Origin of the sequence: Janthinobacterium violaceinigrum, from assembly GCF_009208555.1 — a bacterium.
In the GTDB taxonomy this organism is placed as follows: domain Bacteria; phylum Pseudomonadota; class Gammaproteobacteria; order Burkholderiales; family Burkholderiaceae_D; genus Janthinobacterium; species Janthinobacterium violaceinigrum.
Genome location: NZ_WFLI01000018.1, coordinates 36,260 through 53,483, shown reverse-complemented (window position 1 = coordinate 53,483; position 17,224 = coordinate 36,260). Strand labels below are relative to the sequence as shown.

The following is a 17,224-nucleotide window of genomic DNA, read 5'->3' as shown; positions in this document are numbered from 1 at the left end:
CGCCAATAAAACCTGCTGCGCGTCGGTATAGGTGGTCTGCGATGCTCACTGCCTCGGCGGCCCCGTGCCCAGCACAGTTCCGCTTCTCAACCACCTCTCCCTTCCGCTCGCTACGGTTTTATCCGGCGTTGTTACGTCAGATGATAAAGCGGATGCGCCGCAGCCGGCCAGACGGGGGAGAAGAAGCGCGCCACCATGGCCGCATCGACGTCGTCCAGGCTGGCGGGCTGCCAGCGCGGCGCATTGTCCTTGTCGACCACGAGCGCGCGCACGCCCTCGATCACTTCGCCATGTTCGAAATTGTGGCGCACCACCGTGCGCTCGAGGCGCAGGCAGTCGGCCACGCCCAGATGGGCGCCCCGCTGCAACAATTCCAGGGTCACCGACATCATCAGCGGCGAACGCAGGCGCATGGCCGCCAGGGCCTTGCCGGCAAACGCGCTGTCGTCCTGTGCCAGCGACGCCATGATGGCTGCCACGGAAGGGGCGCTGAAATGGCGGTCCAGCGCCGCGCGCGCCGTGGCCAGCGCAGAAGCGCCCGCCTGGGACTGGAATGGCGCGGCCAGGGCCTTGATGGCGACCGGCAAGCCTTCACCGGGCGTCGATTCGAACAGGGCCAGTAGCGCCCCCATCTGCGACTCGGGCAGGTACACGTCGGCAAGCCCCGTGTACAGGGCGTCGGCCGCGTTGATCGTCAAGCCCGTCAAGCCCAAGTACAAGCCCAGCTGGCCGGCCAGGCGGGACAGGAAATAACTGCCGCCCACGTCCGGGAACAAACCGATATTGACTTCCGGCATGGCCATGCGCGTGCGGCCCGTGACGATGCGCAGGCGGTTACCGGGCCCGGCTTGCGCCACGCCCATGCCGCCGCCCATCACCACGCCATCCATCACGGCGATATACGGTTTCGGATAGAAATGAATGAGATGGTTGAGCGCATATTCTTCCGTGAAGAAATCTTCCAGCTGCGCGCTGCCACCTTGCGGCGTGGCCCGGCCCGCATCGTAAAAGAAACGGATGTCGCCACCGGCGCACAGGGCTTTTTCACTGCTGGAACGGATCACCACGGCGTCTACCAGCGGATCGTCGCGCCAGGCCAGCAAAACGGCGCTCAGGGCGCGCACCATGTCCAGCGACAGGGAATTCAAGGCTTTCGGGCGGTCGAGCACGATGTGGCCCGTGCGGTTGCGGATGGAGGTCTGGACGAAGTCGCTCATGGCAGAATGGAAAGAAGTAAGTATGGGAACATTCTAGCGCCTTCGGATGGAACATTGCGTTCCCATGGCGCACCCCGGCAAGGGCGACGGGCGCAAAAAAGGGCGCAATGTGCGCCCTTAGTTGATCACAGCCGGTTGAAAGTCGCGGCCCGCTCAGGCGGCGGCGAATTCCTCTTCCGAGCTGTCTGGCAGATGCTTGATCGCCTCTTTACCGTGCCCTTGCACTTTGGTTTTGTATTTCATCACTTGCCTGTCGAGCTTGTCGATCAGGGCATCGATTGCCGCATACAGGTCTTGCGCCAGGCTTTCCACATAGACGGTCTTGCCGCTCAGACGCAGATTGACTTCAGCCTTTTGACGTTTTTCTTTCTCTTTGAGGTTATCCACGGTCAGAATCACGGCGATATCGATGACTTGATCGAAATGACGTTTCACGCGCTCCAGCTTCGTTTGTACGTATTCACGGATGGCTGGTGTCACTTCGAGATGATGTCCGCTGATGGTGAGATTCATACACACTCCTAAAGATGATCGGGTTCGTGCGGTCCATCGTATCCGGCCCGCAGAGGAACCGAAAAAAACTTACAAACACTTACGCAGGCTCACTGGCGGAATTTTTAATGCTTCCCGGTATTTGGCAACAGTACGTCGCGCAATCACCATGCCTTGTTCCCCCAGCATGTCCGCAATCTTACTGTCGGATAAAGGATTTTTAGGGTCTTCTGCTCCTGTCAGTTGCACGATCAATGCCCGTATCGCCGTCGATGACGCTTCGCCCCCCGCTTCGGTGGCGACGTGGCTACCAAAGAAATATTTCAACTCGAACATGCCGTGCGGGGTCAGCATGTACTTTTGAGTTGTTACCCGCGAGATAGTACTCTCGTGTAAACCCAGTGTATCAGCTATTTCACGGAGCACAAGGGGGCGCATGGCAACGGCCCCATGCGAGAAAAAGTTCTTTTGTCTTTCTACTATCGCCTGTGCCACGCGCAGTATCGTGTCGAAGCGCTGGCGCATATTCTTGATCAGCCACTTGGCTTCCTGCAACTGTGCGCCCATGGCGCCTTCCCCCTTGCCCTGCTTGAGCAAGTTGGCGTACATGGCATTGACGCGCAGGCGCGGCATGACATCGTTGTTCAAGGTGACTTGCCAGCCATTGCGCGCGCGCTTGACGACGACGTCGGGCACCACGTAATCGGACACGTCGGAGGCAAACACGGCGCCCGGATGCGGATTGCACTGGCGAATCACCGTCTGCGCTTCGCGCAAGTCTTCATCGTCGCAATCGAGGGCTTTTTTCAGCTTGTTGAAATCGCGCTGGGCAAACCAGGCCAGGTGCTTTTCCACGATGACGAGGGCCATGCGCCGCGTCACCATGGCGATATGGGGCAAGCGCTTGATCTGCAGCGCCAGGCATTCGGACGCATTGCGCGCGCCCACACCGGGCGGATCGAAACTTTGCAGCAGCGACAAGGCCGTGCGCAGCTCGTCGGCGTCGATTTCCAGCTCGTGCGGCAGGCGCGCCAGGATGTCGTCGAGCGACTCTTCCAGGTAGCCATTGTCGTCGAGCGCATCGATGATCAGCTCGACCAGCGCGCGGTCGCGCAATTCGAGCACCGTCACGCGCATCTGTTCCATCAGGTGCTCGCGCAGGGTGCAGTGATGGGCTTCGAGTTGCGGGCGGGAATCTTCGTCGTCGGGCGTCTTGCCCCGGCTCGCTTCGCTCCAGTCGCTGTCGCCGCCGTCCGCGGCGGCCGGGCCCTCGCCCGCCTCGCCGTCAAAAGCTTCCCCTTCGGCCGGCGCCGCAGGCGCTTCCTGGCCTGGCGGCTGGGGCGGCGCTTCGGCCGGCGCGGCCGTGGAACTCAAGGCGCCGTCGGACAGCAGGCGCAGCGAACGGTCGAGCGGATCATCGAGGCGCTCGAGCAAAGGATTGTCCGTCAGCAATTGCTCCAATTCCTGGTGCAATTCCAGGGTAGACAATTGCAACAGGCGTATCGATTGCTGCAACTGCGGCGTCAGTGCCAAATGCTGCGAAGTGCGCAGCTGCAATGATTGTTTCATTGGCTCACATACGGAAGTGTTCGCCCAGATAGACCCGGCGTACCGACTCGTTCGCGATGATGTCGTCGGGGCGTCCCGACGCCAGCACCGAGCCCTGGTTGATGATGTAGGCACGGTCGCAAATACCCAGCGTCTCGCGCACATTATGATCGGTGATCAGCACGCCGATATTGCGCTCCTTCAAGAAGCGCACGATGCGCTGGATTTCGATCACGGCGATCGGATCGACGCCGGCGAACGGTTCGTCCAGCAGCACGAAACGGGGATCGGTGGCCAGCGCGCGGGCGATTTCCACGCGGCGGCGCTCGCCGCCCGACAGCGACAGCGCCTGGTTTTCGCGCAACTTTTCAATCTGCAAATCGGCCAGCAGTTTATCCAGGCGCACCTCGATCTCGGCCTTCGTCAGCGGACGGCCTTCGACGGTCTGGATTTCCAGCACGGCGCGGATATTGTCTTCTACCGTCAGCTTGCGGAAGACGGAGGCTTCCTGCGGCAGATACGACAGGCCCATCTGGGCGCGGCGGTGGATCGGCAGGCTGGAAATATCCACGCCGCTGATATCGATGCTGCCGCCATCGGACGGCACCAGGCCGACGATCATGTAGAACGAGGTGGTCTTGCCGGCGCCGTTCGGGCCCAGCAGCCCCACCACTTCGCCGCATTCGACTTGCAGCGAGACGTCATGCACGACCTGGCGCTTGCCGTAGGTTTTTTGCAGCCCGCGAACGATCAGGGTACTGCCGCAACGTGTATTGTCCATTATTTCTTTCCTGGCGCAGGCGTGGCCGGCGCTTTCTCCGCCGCCGGTGCCTTGGTCTTCGGCTGGATCACCATGCGCACGCTGCCGCCATCCGGGGTGCTGGTGCCGCTGTCGGAATTTTCCATCGTAAACACTTCCTTGCGGCTGTCATACGAAATGAAGGCGCCGTTGGCCACGTCCGTCGGCTTCGTGCCTTCCAGGCGCGTCAGCTTGGCCTTGGAAAACAGTTTCACCACTTCCGTCTTGTTGTTGTATTCCACGCGTTCCGCTTCGCCTTCCACCCACAGGTCGCCCGCGCCATCGCGCTTCTGGCGGAAGGTGGCCAGCTTGCCGGGATCGGCCCAGAAAGTGATGAATTGGTAGCCTTGCGGGTCTTCCGTGATCAGGGCCCGGCCCGCCTTCATGGTCAGGGTGCCCTTGACCAGCACCACGTCGCCCGTCAGGGTGCGCGTCTGCTTGACGTCGTCGACCAGGCCGCTGCGTGCCGTGATGACGGCTTCCTTCTCGGAATCGGCCTTCTCGGCATGCGCCGCGCCCATCACGCCAAGCGAGCAGACGGTCGAGAATAGAGTCAACAGCAAGATGTTTTTCATAGTATGGTTTCCTTGTTTCATTCTGTCATTTTGCCGCCGCGGCCGGGCGCGGTTTCGGCGGGAGGACCATGCGCAAGGCATTGTGCACCTGCACCACGCCGGTGGCGTTATTGGCTTGCATGCCCACGCCATTGATGCGCGAAGCGCCCGTCAGGATATCGACAGGCACGTCCGTTTCCATTCTTTCCTCATCCGGAAACACCGTCAGCGCTTCCGTCCTGACCGTCAGGTTCTGCGCCTTCGGACTGGCCACGCGGTCGATCACGACCTTGCGGTGCAGTTGCAGCCGGGTATTGTCCTGGTCGATATGCGCCAGTTCCGCATTCATGTTCATCGGCGGCATGCCTGGCGTGAGCTTGCGCACGAAGGGCTGGTCGATATCGGACGAATCGTCCAGCGGATAGTGCGTGAGCTTGGTGCCCGACACGATATAGCTGGGCTTGCCCGTCAAGTCCATGCGCACCAGGCTGAAATTGGTGATGAAATAGTCGGGCTCATCCAGATGCTTGCTGGCCGTGATGTCCTGGCCATTCTTGTTCATCACTTCGAGCAGCCAGAAGCTGCCCAGCGCAACGACGACTGCGCCCAGCACGGTAAAAATCACGCGCCAGCGATGGGCGCCTCCTGGCTTACGCATAGGGCTTCACTCTTTCAAATGTCACGGGCGGCAAGGCGCGCCTCACTCCAGGAACGGCGCCATGACGCGCGCATAGTTGTCCTGGGCGCGCAGCAGGAATTCGCAGATCTCGCGCACCGCGCCGCGACCGCCGCCGGCCTGCGTCACATGGTGCGCCAGGCCCTGCACTTCCGGACGCCCGCCCGGCACGCTGACGGCAAACCCCACGCGGCGCAGGATGGGCGCATCGATGACGTCGTCGCCGATATAGCCGCATTGCTCTTCCGTCAAGCCCGTCAACGCCAGCAACTCGCGAAACGGCGTCAGCTTGTCGTGACCGCCCTGGTGCACATGGGTAATGCCCAGGTCTTGCGCGCGGCGTGCCGTGATGGGCGAGCGGCGCGCGCTGATGATGGCCGTCTGCACGCCCGATTCCTGCAGCAGCTTGATGCCCAGGCCATCATACACATTAAACGTTTTCATCATCTCGCCGTCCGGGCCGAAATGCAGGCTGCCGTCGGTGAGCACGCCATCGACGTCAAAGATCATCAATTTGACCTTGGCCGCCCGCGCCAGGTTGTCCGCTACGCTATCCATCAGATCACCTTCGCTTGCGTCAGGTCATGGATATGCAGGGCGCCCACCAGCTTGCCGTCGGCATCGACGACGAGCATCTGGTTGATGCGGAACTGCTCCATCACGGCCACGGCGTCCACGGCCAGGCGTTCGGGCGCGATGCTGCGCGGCTGCGCATGCATGACGTCGCGGATCGCCACCTGCGTGAAATCCTGCACGCGCTCGAACATGCGGCGCAGGTCGCCGTCGGTAAACACGCCCACGGGGTGGTTGTCCCCATCGACGACGGCCGTCATGCCCATGCCCTTCTTCGTCATTTCTTCCAGCGCCTGCAGCAAGGACGCGTCCACGGACACCTTCGGCACCCGTTCGCCGCTGCGCATGACGTCGTGCACGTGCGTGAGCAGACGGCGGCCCAGGGCCCCGCCCGGATGCGAACGGGCGAAATCTTCTTCCTTGAAGCCGCGCAAGTCGAGCAAGGCCACGGCGATCGCGTCGCCCAAGGCCAGGGTGACGGTGGTGCTGGCCGTCGGCGCCAGGTTCAGCGGACAGGCTTCTTTTTCAACAGAAATATCCAGGTGCACATCGGCCAGCTGGGCCAGGCTCGAATTCGGCTTGCCCGTCATGGAAATCAGCACGCCGCCCATGCGCTTGACGACGGGCATGATGGCCATCAGTTCCGACGATTCGCCGGAATACGATATGGCAATAAAAGCATCGTCCGAAGTGACCATGCCCAGGTCGCCATGGGCCGCTTCGGCCGGATGCACGAACAGGGCCGGCGTGCCGGTGGACGCGAGGGTGGCGGCAATCTTGCGCGCGATATGGCCGGACTTGCCAATGCCGGAGACGACGACACGCCCCTTGCATTGCAGCAACATCGCCACGGCGCGGCCCACGCTGTCGTCCGTGGCAAGGCGCGCGTGCAGGGCATTGATGGCGTCGGACTCGATCTGCAAGGTGGTACGGGCCAGCGCGACAGCGCGCTCGGTCGTCGCTTGCATGTCAATTCGATCAAAAGCTTTCAGCATTGTTTTTTCATGGGTTACACTCATGCCCAAAGTATAAACGAATTAGGAAAGCAAAAAACTTGCCAGTCACAACAAACAACGATTTCCATTGACCGCACCGGGCAACCCATGTTTTCCTCGCTTGAACTGACCCTGATGTTACTCGGCAGCGCCGTGCTGGGCGTGGTCGCTTTCAGAATGTTGCATTTGCCGCCCATGCTCGGCTACTTGGCCGTCGGCATCGTCATCGGCCCCCACGCGCTGGGCCTGGCGGCGGAAAACGAGGCCAGCCACACCCTGGCCGAGTTCGGCGTCGTCTTCCTGATGTTTTCCATCGGGCTCGAATTTTCTCTTCCCAAGTTTCTCGCCATGCGGCGCATCGTCTTCGGCCTCGGCATGGCGCAGGTGGTCACCACCATCGTCGCCACCGTCGTCTTCGGCTGGTTCGTCGCCCGCTACCTGTCCGCCTACATCCACCTGAGCTGGCAGGCGGCGTTTGCCCTCGGTGGCGCGCTGGCCATGTCGTCGACGGCCATCGTCTCGAAGATGCTCACGGAACGGCTGGAGCTGGAAAGCGAACACGGCCGCAAGATCATCGGCATCCTGCTGTTCCAGGACCTGGCCGTAGTCCCCCTGCTGATCCTGATTCCCGCCCTCACGCGCGATTCGGACAACCTGGCAGAAACCCTGGCCTGGGCCGGCGGCAAGGCGCTGGTCGTCCTCATTTTGCTCTTGTTCATCGGCCAGAAGCTGGTGCGGGGCTGGCTGACCATCGTCGCCAAGCGCCGCTCGCAGGAATTGTTCATGCTCAACCTGCTCCTGATCACCCTAGGCGCGGCGTGGATCACGGAACGGGCCGGGCTGTCGCTGGCCCTGGGGGCGTTTGTTGCCGGCATGCTCATTTCCGAGACGGAATTCAAGCATCAGGTGGAAGAAGATATCAAGCCCTTCCGCGACGTGCTGCTGGGCCTGTTCTTCATCACCGTCGGCATGCTGCTCAATATCCGCGTGGTGCTCGACAACTGGTGGCTGGTCTTGCTGCTGCTGTGCGGCCCCGTGCTGCTGAAATTCGCCCTGATCGCAGGCCTGGCCCGGCTGTTCGGCTCCAGCAATGGCGTGGCCTTGCGCACGGGGCTGGGGCTGGCGCAGGCGGGCGAGTTCGGCTTCGTGCTGCTGAACCTGGCGGGCGGCATCAAGCTGATGGACCCGTTCGTCGTGCAGGTGGTGCTGGCCTCGATGGTGCTGTCGATGCTGGTGGCACCCTTCCTTATCGCCAAGTCCGACGCCATCGTCATGAAACTGGCCGCCAACGACTGGATGATGCAATCGTTGGCCCTGACGAAGATCGCCACGCGCACCATGGCCTCGCAAAAACACGTGCTGATCGCCGGCTTCGGGCGCAGCGGACAAAGCCTGGCCACCCTGCTGGCGGAAGAAAAGATCGAATACCACGCGCTGGACCTGGACCCGGAACGGGTGCAGGAAGCGCAGCTGGCCGGCGCCCACGTCTCGTATGGCGATGCGGGCCGGCGCGAAAGCCTGGTGGCGGCCGGCATCTACCGGGCCAGCGCCGTCGTGATTACGTATGCGAACACGCCGTCGGCGCTGCGCCTGTTGCATTTGCTCAATGAAATGGCGCCCACCCTGCCCGTCATCGTGCGCAGCCACGACGATACCGACCTCGACCAGCTGAAAAAGGCGGGCGCGGCCGAAGTGGTACCGGAATTGATGGAAGGCAGCCTGATGCTCGCTTCGCACGCGCTGATTATGATGGGCGTGCCCCTGCGCCGCGTCGTGCACCGCGTGCAGGCGGCGCGCGAGGAGCGCTACGCCTCGCTGCGCGGCTATTTCCACGGTTCCAGCGACGCGGGCGACGATGCCGAGCTGGAACGCCTGCATACGGTCACCGTCAACGAGGGCGCGCAATGCGTGGGATTGCCGTTAAGCACGATCGACGTGGCGGGCTGCGGCGCGGCGGTGACGGCCATCCGCCGCGGCCGCGGCCGCCTCGATGTCACCCCCGAGACGCAGCTGGCCAGCGGCGACGTGGTGGTGCTGCGCGGCACGGCCGACGCCGTGGCCAAGGCGGAAACCTTGTTACTGAAATAATCAGCAGGTCTTCATCCGCCGACCTGTGCCTGCCAGCTGACGACCTTGTTGCGGCCATCGGCCTTGGCCTGGTACAGGGCCTGGTCGGCGTGCGCCACCAGTTGCTGCGCCACCGTTTCGATCGGCAGCAGCGCCGCATCCGCTTCAAGGCTGGCCACGCCGATCGACACACTGACCCACGCTTGCGCGCTGCCCGGCAAGTCGAACATGGTGCCGGCGATGCTGGCGCGGATGCGCTCGGCAACAAAGGTGGCGCTGTCGAGGTCGGCGTCGATCAGCAGCACGACGAATTCCTCGCCGCCGAAGCGGCCCAGCGCATCGGAGCGGCGCAATTCCGTGCGGATGCGCGTGGCCACCTCGCGCAGCACTTCGTCGCCGCCCTGGTGACCGTAGGTGTCATTGACCGACTTGAAATGGTCGATATCGATATACATGCATGAAATGCAATAATCCTGGCGCCGCGCGCGGGCGATTTCTTCCAGCAGCCGGCGGTCGATATAGCGGCGGTTGTAGACGCCCGTGAGGGAATCGGTCAAGCCGATGTATTTCAGCATTTCATTGCTGATCACGTTTTCCAGGCAAATGGCGATGATGGACGCCATGTGCTTGATGAAATCCGTGCCCAGCGCAGGCGTAAAGCGCGTCACGTCGCTGCTGGCCAGGTTCAGGCTGCCGATCAGGCGCTTGTTGCGCAACAGGGGCACCAGCGCCACGCTGCGCAGGGGCGCGTCGATCTGCGGAAAACGGGGGCCATGCACAGGCGCGTCGAACTGGCCCAGCAGCGGCAGCGGCGGCAAGGCCGCTTCGCCTTCGGCCACGGGCAGCGGCGGCGCAAAGCCCAGTTCCGCCACTTCATGCACGAACAGCAACTGCGGAAACGCGCTGAAATCGACGCCCAGCTTTTCCATCACCAGCACGATATCGTCGTCTTCGTCGAGCAGGCTCAAGGTGACGCCGTCGAGGTCGGAAATCACGGGCAAGGTGCGAAAGATGGTGCCGATCAATTCGGGAAACGTGGACGCGCTGACGATTTCCAGGTCAAACGCCTGGTGGCGGCACATGATGTCGTGGTTGCGCTCGGCCTGTTCCAGCAGGAAAGCCATGCGCGCGCGCAAGGCCTGGTTTTCGGCTTCGAGGCTGGCAATGCGCGGGTCCGGCGGTATTGCTTGATTCATAGAAACCTTAAACCCTTCTGTACGGGCGCCATGCTTAAAATGCCAGTTCGAAACCGATGTCTTGTCCCACCACGATACGCTCGTCGCCGCCTGCGGTCACGATGGCGTTCATGCCGAAGCAGATGGCGCCGTCAAGCTCGGGCTTGGCGCGGTAGCCATGCATGACGTCGAGCGGATCGGGCCCCGGCACGCCCGTGGCCTGGTCCACCGACGGGATCGGGCAGCGCGAGCACGGCTTGACGGGTTTCAAGGTGGTGGCGCCAAATTGCAGGAAGTCGGCGTAGTCTTCCTCGAACGGGGCAATATCGCCGATGACCAGGTTCGGGCGGAAACGGTTCATCGGCAAGGCCTCGCGGCCGGCGGCGCACAGCTTCTCATTGACGTCTGCGAGCGAGGCACTGCCGGCGATCAGCACCGGATAGCCATCGGCAAACATGGTCGAGGCGGCCACGCCGCCCGTCCACTTGGTGCTGGTGGCGCGCACCACGTCCGGGTGAAAGCGCACGAGGCGGCACGGCACGCCGACGGCCCTGGAAAACCACGTGGCCGTGACGTCGTCGCAATCGTAGGCACGCACCGTATCGTCCCACACCTGCACCTCCAGCATGGGCGCGTGTTGCGGATCCGGCAAGCCCAGTTCGATTTCCAGCCGCAGCATGCCCGGCGCGCGCAACTCCAGGGTCGTGGCCTTGATGGACGGCACGATCAGCGCCATGCGCGGATGTTCGCGCTGGGTCAGGAAGCGGCCCTGCTCGTCCACCACCATCCATTCGCGGTCGAACACATGCTCGCTCATCAGCCCGGAGTGCGTGAGGACCGCCTCGCGCAAATGGATGCCCGCGCACGATTTGATGGGATACAGGATGATGTCGGACAGGATAGCCATGGACAAGGGAGAAGGAACAGTGTTGCCGCTTCTGCCAGGAAGTTATTCAGAAACGAAGTATGGCAGCAAAGCAGGCAAGCGTAAATCAGCCAGGCTCAACCTATGAGGCTGGCCTGGCGCGGCAGCGGTCAATACGTGTAGAAAATACGCTGGATTTCTTGCGTGCTATTCGTTTTGGTCAGGGCCAGCATCAGCAGGATGCGGGCTTTTTGCGGGTTCAGGGTGTCGGACACGACACTGTCGAGTTCATCGTCGTTGGCTTCGCCATTGCGCGCCACGATGCCCTGGCCGACCCGGCTCGAGCGCACGATCAGCACGCCCTTCTGGCGCGCTTCCACCAGGGCCGGCTTCATTTGCGCGGCCACGCTGCCATCGCCCACGCCTGCGTGGATGATGCCCTTGGCACCGGCGGCAATGAACGCGTCCATGCCGACGCGGTTCATGTTGGCGTAGCCATACACGATGTCCACTTGCGGCAGGGCATCGAGCTTGCTGATGTCAAATTCCGTTTCCAGCGTGTGCTTGCGCGTCGACTGGCGGTAGAAAAAGGCCTTGCTGCCCTGGATGTAGCCGAGCATGCCCAGTTCCGGCGACTTGAAGGTGTCCGTCGTCGACGTATTCGTCTTGGTGACTTCACGCGCCGCGTTGATCTGGTCGTTCAAGGCCACCAGCACGCCCTTGCCCACGGCTTCCTTGCTGCCGGCCAGCATCACGGCGTTGTACAGGTTGATGGGGCCGTCAGCCGAGATGGCCGTCGACGGACGCATGGCGCCCACGACCACCACGGGTTTATGGCTTTTCACGGTCAGGTTCAGGAAATACGCCGTTTCCTCGATGGTGTCGGTGCCGTGCGTGACGACCACGCCATCGACGTCGTTCGAGGCCAGCAGCACGTTGATGCGCTTGGCCAGGGTCAGCCAGTGTTCATTGCCCATGCTTTCGCTGGCGATCTGGAACACTTGCTCGCCTTTCACATTTGCCACTTTCTTCAATTCCGGCACGGCCGCGATCAGCCGCTCGACGCCCACGGTCGCCGAGGTATAGCCCACGGTGGTGGTGCTGTCGGCACCGCTGCCGGCAATGGTGCCGCCCGTGGCCAGGATCACCACATTCGGCAATTTGACGGCCGCCTGCTGCGCGCGCGCCGGGGACGCGGCGATAAAGCCCATCAGCAAGGTAGCCAGCATCAGCTGTGCACAAGAATGGAATTTGCGTGAAAACATGGTGCTCCCGTGAGGTGTACTGTCAAAAATAACAAAGTCGTGTGCAAATTATATGCCATCCATGCCGGGGAAAATCCCAATTCATGCGTATTGCGCAAACGTGCGCGCCTGCCCATCGGCTACAGTGGCGCCATGTCCACACTGCTGCCCATCCGCTCCTGCCTCGTCCTGCCGCTCGTCCTGATGGCGCTCAATGCCTGCTCCACGCAAGTCGAACTGCGCATGGCGGCGCAACAGGAACAGTTCGCGCAGGAAGCGGCCAGCCAGGGCCACTGGGCGCAAGCCATGCGCAACTACGCGGACGCCGTCGCGAATGTCGAACTGGGCCATGGCGATCTCGCTTGGCAAGCGCAGCTGCACCACCAGGCGGGACGCGCCGCCAGCGGGGCCTGCCGCTACGACGCGGCCGCATTTCATTTCCGCGAAGCCATCGCGCTGGCGAAACGCAGCAAACAATCGAGCGCCCTCAGCTACAAGGCGCTGATCGACCTGTATGAACGCCAGGGCAAGGCGACGGAAGCCTTGGCCGTGCGCAATGAACTGGGCTGGCATCAATCATGGGCGCTGGGGGCGTTTGCCGACCTGGAGTCGTTGCCGGTCGGCAAACCTTGCGGAGTCCAGCGGTGAATATCGCACGCCCCCTGCTGGCCGCCTGCGCCCTCGCCATGGCGCCGGCGCGCGCCGTCGAACCACCGCTGCCCTTGTGGGAAGCGGGCGTGTTTGGCGGCACGGCCGTCACGCCCGCCTATCCCGGCGCCAGCGAACGCTCGACGCGCAGCCTGGCCCTGCCCTATCTGATTTATCGCGGGAAAGTCTTGCGTGCCGACCGCTCCGGCGTGGGCGCGCGCCTGCTCGATACGGACCGCCTCGATTTCGATATCGGTTTCGCGCTGTCCTTGCCGGCCCGCTCCAGCGACGTGCCGGCCCGGCGCGGCATGCCGGACTTGGGTACCCTGGTGGAGTTTGGCCCGCGCCTGAAGATCAAGCTGGCCGAGCCGACGCAGCGCAGCCGCCTGGGCCTGGAACTGCCCTTGCGCGCCGTCATCGAAGCGCGCGGCGGCCTGCGCCGCCAGGGCGCCACGTTCGAGCCGCGCTTCGTCTACGCGCTGCAAGGCGAGCAGCAGGCATGGCATGTGGATGCCAGCGCCGGCGCCGTACTGGGCAATACCGCCATCAACGATTATTTTTATGGCGTCAGTCCCGCGTTTGCCACCGGCCAGCGCCCGGCGTATGCGGCAAAAAGCGGGCTGATGCTCACCCGGCTGGGCCTGGGCGGTTCGTACCGGCTGCACCCGGACTGGCGCGCCTTTGCCTTTGTACGCTATGACACTTACACGGGTGCCGCCAACCGCGCCAGCCCCCTGTTGCGCCAAAACAACGGCACCTCGGCCGGCATAGGACTGATGTGGACCTGGCAACGTTCAAGCAGTCTGGCGCGGGGCGCTGAGGACTAGCGGCAAGACGGCTTAAAACTCCGTCGTGGCCGACAGCATGAAGGTGCGCGGCGCGCCCAGGCCCAGGCTGGTCCACTGCGGCAGCGCCCAGTAAGCCTTGTTGCCGACGTTGCTCACGCTGGCGCGCACGGTCAGGGGCCGGCCCGCCGCGCGGGTGGCGTAGCGCGCCCAGGTCAAACACGGTACGGCCCGGCACGGACAGCGAGTTGTCCGCATTGATGTATTGCTTCGATGCCGCCGTCGCGTTGGCCGTCAGGGTCACGCCGGGCACGGCCGGGGTGTCCCACTCGATGCCCAGCTTGGCTTGCAGCTTGGGCACGCCCGTCGCCTGCTTGCCCTGGTTGCTGCCGCCCACGGTCTTCGTCAAGACGGGGTCCACATAGGCCACGCCGCCCATCAGGCGCACGTCGCGCAGGGGCGAACCGAAGAAGCCCCAGTCAACACCGCGGTTGCGCTGTTCTCCGCCAAAGGAAAAGATATTGCTGACCGGATCGACATAGCTGCTGGGCCGCTTGATTTCATACACGCTGACCGTGTGCGCGAACTCGCCCAGGTCAACCTTGAAGCCCAGCTCCGCCTGTTTCGACTTGTACGGCGCAAAGACCTCGCCCGAATTGGCTGCCGTCAACGGCGCCGTGGCGCCCTGGCTCAAGCCTTCGATGTAATTGCCGTACAGCGAGATATTCTTGCTGGCCTTGACCAGCAGCGCAACGGCGGGCGTGGTGGCGCTTTCGTCATAGCGCGACGTGCGCGCGCCCGTCTTGATGTTGAAGTTATCGCTGAGCACTTCCTGGCGGCGCAAACCCACCGTCAGCTGCACCTTGTCTTGCGCAAAGGACAGCGTGTCGACGAGGCCAAAGCTGGCCAGGCGCAGTTCCGCCTTGGAAATTTGCGGCGCCTCGAAGCGGGTTGCCGGTCCCCAGACGGGATTGTAGATATTCGTGATCCAGTCTTTCGCCAGGGTATTGCGGCGCCCGTACTGCTTGTCCGTGTGGTGATAATACGTGGCGTTCACGGCCCACTGATGGCCGATCTCGCCCGTGCGCAGCTTGCCCCGCACACCCGCTTCCGCCGACTGCTTTTTTACGTCGAAGCCCAGGTCGGCAACGTTGGTGCGGTAGTCGCCGGCCGTGTTGAACACCTGGATCAGATACGCGCCCGTCGACTGGTAGTCGGCCTGGCTGGCGCCGACGGCGGCGTAGGCCATCACCTGCTCGTTCACATCCAGTTCGCCGCGCAGCATCGCGCCCTTGTCCTTGGTATCGTAAAACGCCCAGCTGGGATTGAGCAGGGTTTCCGCTTTCGGCGGACGCGGCACGGGCAAGCCGGCGGCCAGGTTGACGCCCCGGTTCAAGCCGTCGGCGCGGTCCTCGCTGTGATACAGGTCGGCCGACAGGCGCGCGCCGTTGCCGCGCCAGTCCAGGCCCACGGAAACAAGCTGGGTCTTCTTTTTCTGGTGGTCGATGGCGCCGTCGCCGTCACGGTAGACGCCGTTGACTCTGATGCCGAATTGTTGATTGTCGCCAAAGCGCTGGCCCAGGTCCACGTGGCCGCCCCATTGCGAATCCGACATATACGACGCCGTCACGCGCGCCAGCGGCGTGTCGCCCGCGCGCTTGGGCACCAGGTTGATGCTGCCACCCACCGAGCCGCCCGGTGGCATGCCATTGAGCAAGGCCGACGGCCCTTTCAGCACTTCGATGCGCTCGAACATTTCGGGCGAGGTGCGGTAGTACGGCGAGATGCCGTACAGCCCGCCAAACGCGACGTCGCCGATATTCGAGCTGAAGCCCCGTATCGAATAATTCTCGCCGATGATGCCCGTCATGCCGCTGCTGAAGACGGTGGGATCGGTGGCGGAAATCACATCGGTGATGTCGCGCGCCTGCCGGTCTTCGATGAATTTATCCGTGTAGCTGATGGTGTTGAAGGGCGTCTCCATGAAGTCCTTGTCGCCCAAAAAACCCACGCGGCCGCCGGAAGCCACCTGGCCGCCCACATAGGCATCGGTCACTGCATTGCCCTTGCCCCACACGGTCACGGCCGGCATGGTCGCGGCGGCTTCGGCGGCGCTGTGCACCGGTTCGCGGCGCAAGGTGTAGCTGCCATTGCTCTCGCGCACGGCTTCCAGGCCGTGTCCGCGCAGCAAGGTATAAAAACCTTCCGGCACGCTGTAGCTGCCGGACAGGCCCGCACAGCTCTTGCCCTGCAGCAGGCTAGCCTCGGCCGTCAATTCGATGCCCGCCTCGGCGGCAAAGGTATTGAGCGCCAGGCCCAGCGAACCGGCCGGCACATTGAACGCTTGCCGGGCTTGCGCCGCTTGCGCGAACGCCGGCGGGGCCGCCACGCCCAGCGCCCCCGCCGTCAGACCCGTGATCAGCGCCAGCTGCACGGCGGTGGCGATGCGGCTCAATGTCAAGGCGGGAAGGTGGCGCGATGCCATGCGTTTGCTCATACGGTAATTCCTTTCAGATGGATGATTGCTTGCTCTCACCCTATCTCCCGAACGAAAAGGCAGAATCCTCAATGCAAATACGACTCATTACGAAAAATATCGCAATTACCGATAACCCTTGAGTACATCGTCGATCACCAGCTTCAACGACGTCACGCTGGCCGCCGTGATGTACCAGGCGTCCGCATCGACGAAGACGACGCGGCCATTCTTCCAGGCATTGGTCTGGCGCAAGAGAGGATTGGCCATCTGCTCGGCCGTCATGACGGGACGGTGCTCCATCACGGCCGTGCGGTCCACTACATAGATGATGTCGGGGTTGGCTTGCTGGATGAACTCGCTGGAAATCGGCTGTCCATGCAAGCCCGCTTCGATGGCCGAGCTGGCCGGCTTGACGCCGAGCGCATCGAAAACAAAACCGTAGCGCGACTGCACGCCGAACGAACTGAAGGCGCCGTTGTTGTGCAGCACGATCAGGGCTTTCTCGGGACGGTCCTGCGTCACCTTGCGGGCGTCCGCCACCTTCGCGTCGAGCTCGGCGGCTTTCTGGGCGGCGATATCTTCCTTGCCGAAGATACGCCCCAGTGTCAGCAAGTGCTGCTTGACCACGTCGATGTGCTTGCCCTGGCTATTCTTGAAGTCCACGTCGAAGTGCAAGGTGGGCGCGATCTGGCTCAGCTCCTTGTAGTGGTTGGCCTGGATCGACGTCATCAGTACCAGGTCGGGCTTGAGCGCGTGGATGTGCTCGAGGTTGGGCTGCACGATGGCGCCCAGGTCGCGGATACCGTGGTCCTCCTTGTAGCGGGCCAGAAAATGCGGCACATAATCCTTCACCATGCCGGCCACGGGCACGCCCAGCTGGTCGAGGAAATCGACTTCATTCATGTCCAGCACGGCCACCCTCTGCGGACGCTGCGCGATCACCGTCGTGCCCAGTTTATGCTCGATGGTGATGGGAGCGTATGCCTGCTGTGACGCCGTGGCGGCCGGCGCCGGCGGTACCGTGGCAGCCTTGTCGCTGCAGCCGGGCAAGGCGGCCACGGCAGTGAGCAGCACGGCCAGCGCGCAGAAAGGTGTGTTCCAGATCAT

General features: G+C 63.0%; 15 protein-coding genes and 1 pseudogene. 3 read left to right on the top strand and 13 right to left on the bottom strand.

The genetic code is table 11. From position 1 onward, the window contains the following. Positions 1-131 precede the first annotated feature (131 nt). The 8 genes from GCN75_RS16290 to GCN75_RS16255 form a co-directional block, all read right to left on the bottom strand. Positions 132-1,217 carry an enoyl-CoA hydratase/isomerase family protein gene (locus GCN75_RS16290; protein WP_152283404.1) on the bottom strand — a complete coding sequence of 362 codons (1,086 nt, stop codon included), beginning with the start codon at positions 1,215-1,217 and terminating at the stop codon, positions 132-134. Positions 1,218-1,370: 153 nt separating this feature from the next. Further along, positions 1,371-1,730: a ribosome hibernation-promoting factor, HPF/YfiA family gene (gene hpf, locus GCN75_RS16285; RefSeq protein ID WP_152283403.1), complete on the bottom strand. Its 360-nt coding sequence runs from the start codon at positions 1,728-1,730 to the stop codon at positions 1,371-1,373. A 69-nt stretch (positions 1,731-1,799) separates the two neighbouring features. Next, on the bottom strand, positions 1,800-3,278 hold the full coding sequence (locus GCN75_RS16280; protein WP_152283402.1) for an RNA polymerase factor sigma-54: 1,479 nt from the start codon (positions 3,276-3,278) through the stop codon (positions 1,800-1,802). A 4-nt stretch (positions 3,279-3,282) separates the two neighbouring features. Next, positions 3,283-4,038 carry an LPS export ABC transporter ATP-binding protein gene (lptB, locus tag GCN75_RS16275; RefSeq protein WP_034778383.1) on the bottom strand — a complete coding sequence of 252 codons (756 nt, stop codon included), beginning with the start codon at positions 4,036-4,038 and terminating at the stop codon, positions 3,283-3,285. Beyond that, positions 4,038-4,631 (bottom strand): lipopolysaccharide transport periplasmic protein LptA, encoded by a 594-nt coding sequence (gene lptA, locus GCN75_RS16270; RefSeq protein WP_152256801.1) that lies wholly within the window; start codon positions 4,629-4,631, stop codon positions 4,038-4,040. Before lptA ends, lptB begins: the two co-directional genes overlap by 1 nt. A 25-nt stretch (positions 4,632-4,656) precedes the next feature. Continuing rightward, positions 4,657-5,268 (bottom strand): LPS export ABC transporter periplasmic protein LptC, encoded by a 612-nt coding sequence (gene lptC, locus GCN75_RS16265; protein ID WP_226941425.1) that lies wholly within the window; start codon positions 5,266-5,268, stop codon positions 4,657-4,659. A gap of 42 nt (positions 5,269-5,310) precedes the next feature. Then, positions 5,311-5,844, bottom strand: coding sequence for a KdsC family phosphatase (locus GCN75_RS16260; RefSeq protein WP_152283401.1), 534 nt, complete (start codon positions 5,842-5,844; stop codon positions 5,311-5,313). Beyond that, positions 5,844-6,878, bottom strand: coding sequence for a KpsF/GutQ family sugar-phosphate isomerase (locus GCN75_RS16255; RefSeq protein WP_405002820.1), 1,035 nt, complete (start codon positions 6,876-6,878; stop codon positions 5,844-5,846). The genes GCN75_RS16260 and GCN75_RS16255 overlap by 1 nt, the downstream gene beginning before the upstream one ends. 84 nt (positions 6,879-6,962) lie before the next feature. Between GCN75_RS16255 and GCN75_RS16250 the strand changes: the two genes are divergently transcribed. Further along, a complete protein-coding gene (locus tag GCN75_RS16250) occupies positions 6,963-8,942 on the top strand; it encodes a monovalent cation:proton antiporter family protein (RefSeq protein ID WP_152256804.1) in 1,980 nt (659 codons plus the stop codon). Positions 8,943-8,953: 11 nt separating this feature from the next. Here the strand turns inward: GCN75_RS16250 and GCN75_RS16245 are convergent, their stop codons facing one another. From GCN75_RS16245 to GCN75_RS16235, 3 genes are all read right to left on the bottom strand, one after another. Then, a complete protein-coding gene (locus GCN75_RS16245; RefSeq protein WP_152283399.1) occupies positions 8,954-10,117 on the bottom strand; it encodes a GGDEF domain-containing protein in 1,164 nt (387 codons plus the stop codon). Positions 10,118-10,151: 34 nt separating this feature from the next. Next, positions 10,152-11,003 carry an MOSC domain-containing protein gene (locus GCN75_RS16240; protein WP_152283398.1) on the bottom strand — a complete coding sequence of 284 codons (852 nt, stop codon included), beginning with the start codon at positions 11,001-11,003 and terminating at the stop codon, positions 10,152-10,154. A 128-nt stretch (positions 11,004-11,131) separates the two neighbouring features. Next, complete coding sequence (locus tag GCN75_RS16235; RefSeq protein WP_152256807.1) at positions 11,132-12,226, bottom strand: type II asparaginase; 1,095 nt, start codon at positions 12,224-12,226, stop codon at positions 11,132-11,134. Between the two features lie 132 nt (positions 12,227-12,358). Here GCN75_RS16235 and GCN75_RS16230 point away from each other — a divergent pair, with 132 nt between their 5' ends. Together GCN75_RS16230 and GCN75_RS16225 are read left to right on the top strand one after the other, a co-directional pair. Beyond that, positions 12,359-12,853 carry a hypothetical protein gene (locus GCN75_RS16230; RefSeq protein WP_152283397.1) on the top strand — a complete coding sequence of 165 codons (495 nt, stop codon included), beginning with the start codon at positions 12,359-12,361 and terminating at the stop codon, positions 12,851-12,853. Then, positions 12,850-13,680, top strand: coding sequence for a MipA/OmpV family protein (locus tag GCN75_RS16225; RefSeq protein ID WP_226941424.1), 831 nt, complete (start codon positions 12,850-12,852; stop codon positions 13,678-13,680). Before GCN75_RS16230 ends, GCN75_RS16225 begins: the two co-directional genes overlap by 4 nt. 12 nt (positions 13,681-13,692) lie before the next feature. Here GCN75_RS16225 and GCN75_RS16220 read toward each other — a convergent pair. Together GCN75_RS16220 and GCN75_RS16215 are read right to left on the bottom strand one after the other, a co-directional pair. Next, positions 13,693-16,135 (bottom strand): annotated as a pseudogene (locus tag GCN75_RS16220) (TonB-dependent siderophore receptor). A 105-nt stretch (positions 16,136-16,240) separates the two neighbouring features. Beyond that, positions 16,241-17,224: a siderophore ABC transporter substrate-binding protein gene (locus tag GCN75_RS16215; RefSeq protein WP_152283396.1), complete on the bottom strand. Its 984-nt coding sequence runs from the start codon at positions 17,222-17,224 to the stop codon at positions 16,241-16,243.

What these genes read in the sequence shown, in the direction of transcription:
- GCN75_RS16260 (WP_152283401.1), bottom strand. Translation starts at nt 5,844, where the DNA reads ATGGATAGCGTAGCGGACAACCTGGCGCGGGCGGCCAAGGTCAAATTG.
- GCN75_RS16290 (WP_152283404.1), bottom strand. Translation starts at nt 1,217, where the DNA reads ATGAGCGACTTCGTCCAGACCTCCATCCGCAACCGCACGGGCCACATC.
- GCN75_RS16235 (WP_152256807.1), bottom strand. Translation starts at nt 12,226, where the DNA reads ATGTTTTCACGCAAATTCCATTCTTGTGCACAGCTGATGCTGGCTACC.
- lptB (WP_034778383.1), bottom strand. Translation starts at nt 4,038, where the DNA reads ATGGACAATACACGTTGCGGCAGTACCCTGATCGTTCGCGGGCTGCAA.
- hpf (WP_152283403.1), bottom strand. Translation starts at nt 1,730, where the DNA reads ATGAATCTCACCATCAGCGGACATCATCTCGAAGTGACACCAGCCATC.
- GCN75_RS16255 (WP_405002820.1), bottom strand. Translation starts at nt 6,878, where the DNA reads ATGAGTGTAACCCATGAAAAAACAATGCTGAAAGCTTTTGATCGAATT.
- GCN75_RS16245 (WP_152283399.1), bottom strand. Translation starts at nt 10,117, where the DNA reads ATGAATCAAGCAATACCGCCGGACCCGCGCATTGCCAGCCTCGAAGCC.
- GCN75_RS16250 (WP_152256804.1), top strand. Translation starts at nt 6,963, where the DNA reads ATGTTTTCCTCGCTTGAACTGACCCTGATGTTACTCGGCAGCGCCGTG.
- lptA (WP_152256801.1), bottom strand. Translation starts at nt 4,631, where the DNA reads ATGAAAAACATCTTGCTGTTGACTCTATTCTCGACCGTCTGCTCGCTT.
- GCN75_RS16280 (WP_152283402.1), bottom strand. Translation starts at nt 3,278, where the DNA reads ATGAAACAATCATTGCAGCTGCGCACTTCGCAGCATTTGGCACTGACG.
- GCN75_RS16230 (WP_152283397.1), top strand. Translation starts at nt 12,359, where the DNA reads ATGTCCACACTGCTGCCCATCCGCTCCTGCCTCGTCCTGCCGCTCGTC.
- lptC (WP_226941425.1), bottom strand. Translation starts at nt 5,268, where the DNA reads ATGCGTAAGCCAGGAGGCGCCCATCGCTGGCGCGTGATTTTTACCGTG.
- GCN75_RS16240 (WP_152283398.1), bottom strand. Translation starts at nt 11,003, where the DNA reads ATGGCTATCCTGTCCGACATCATCCTGTATCCCATCAAATCGTGCGCG.
- GCN75_RS16215 (WP_152283396.1), bottom strand. Translation starts at nt 17,224, where the DNA reads ATGATCTGGAACACACCTTTCTGCGCGCTGGCCGTGCTGCTCACTGCC.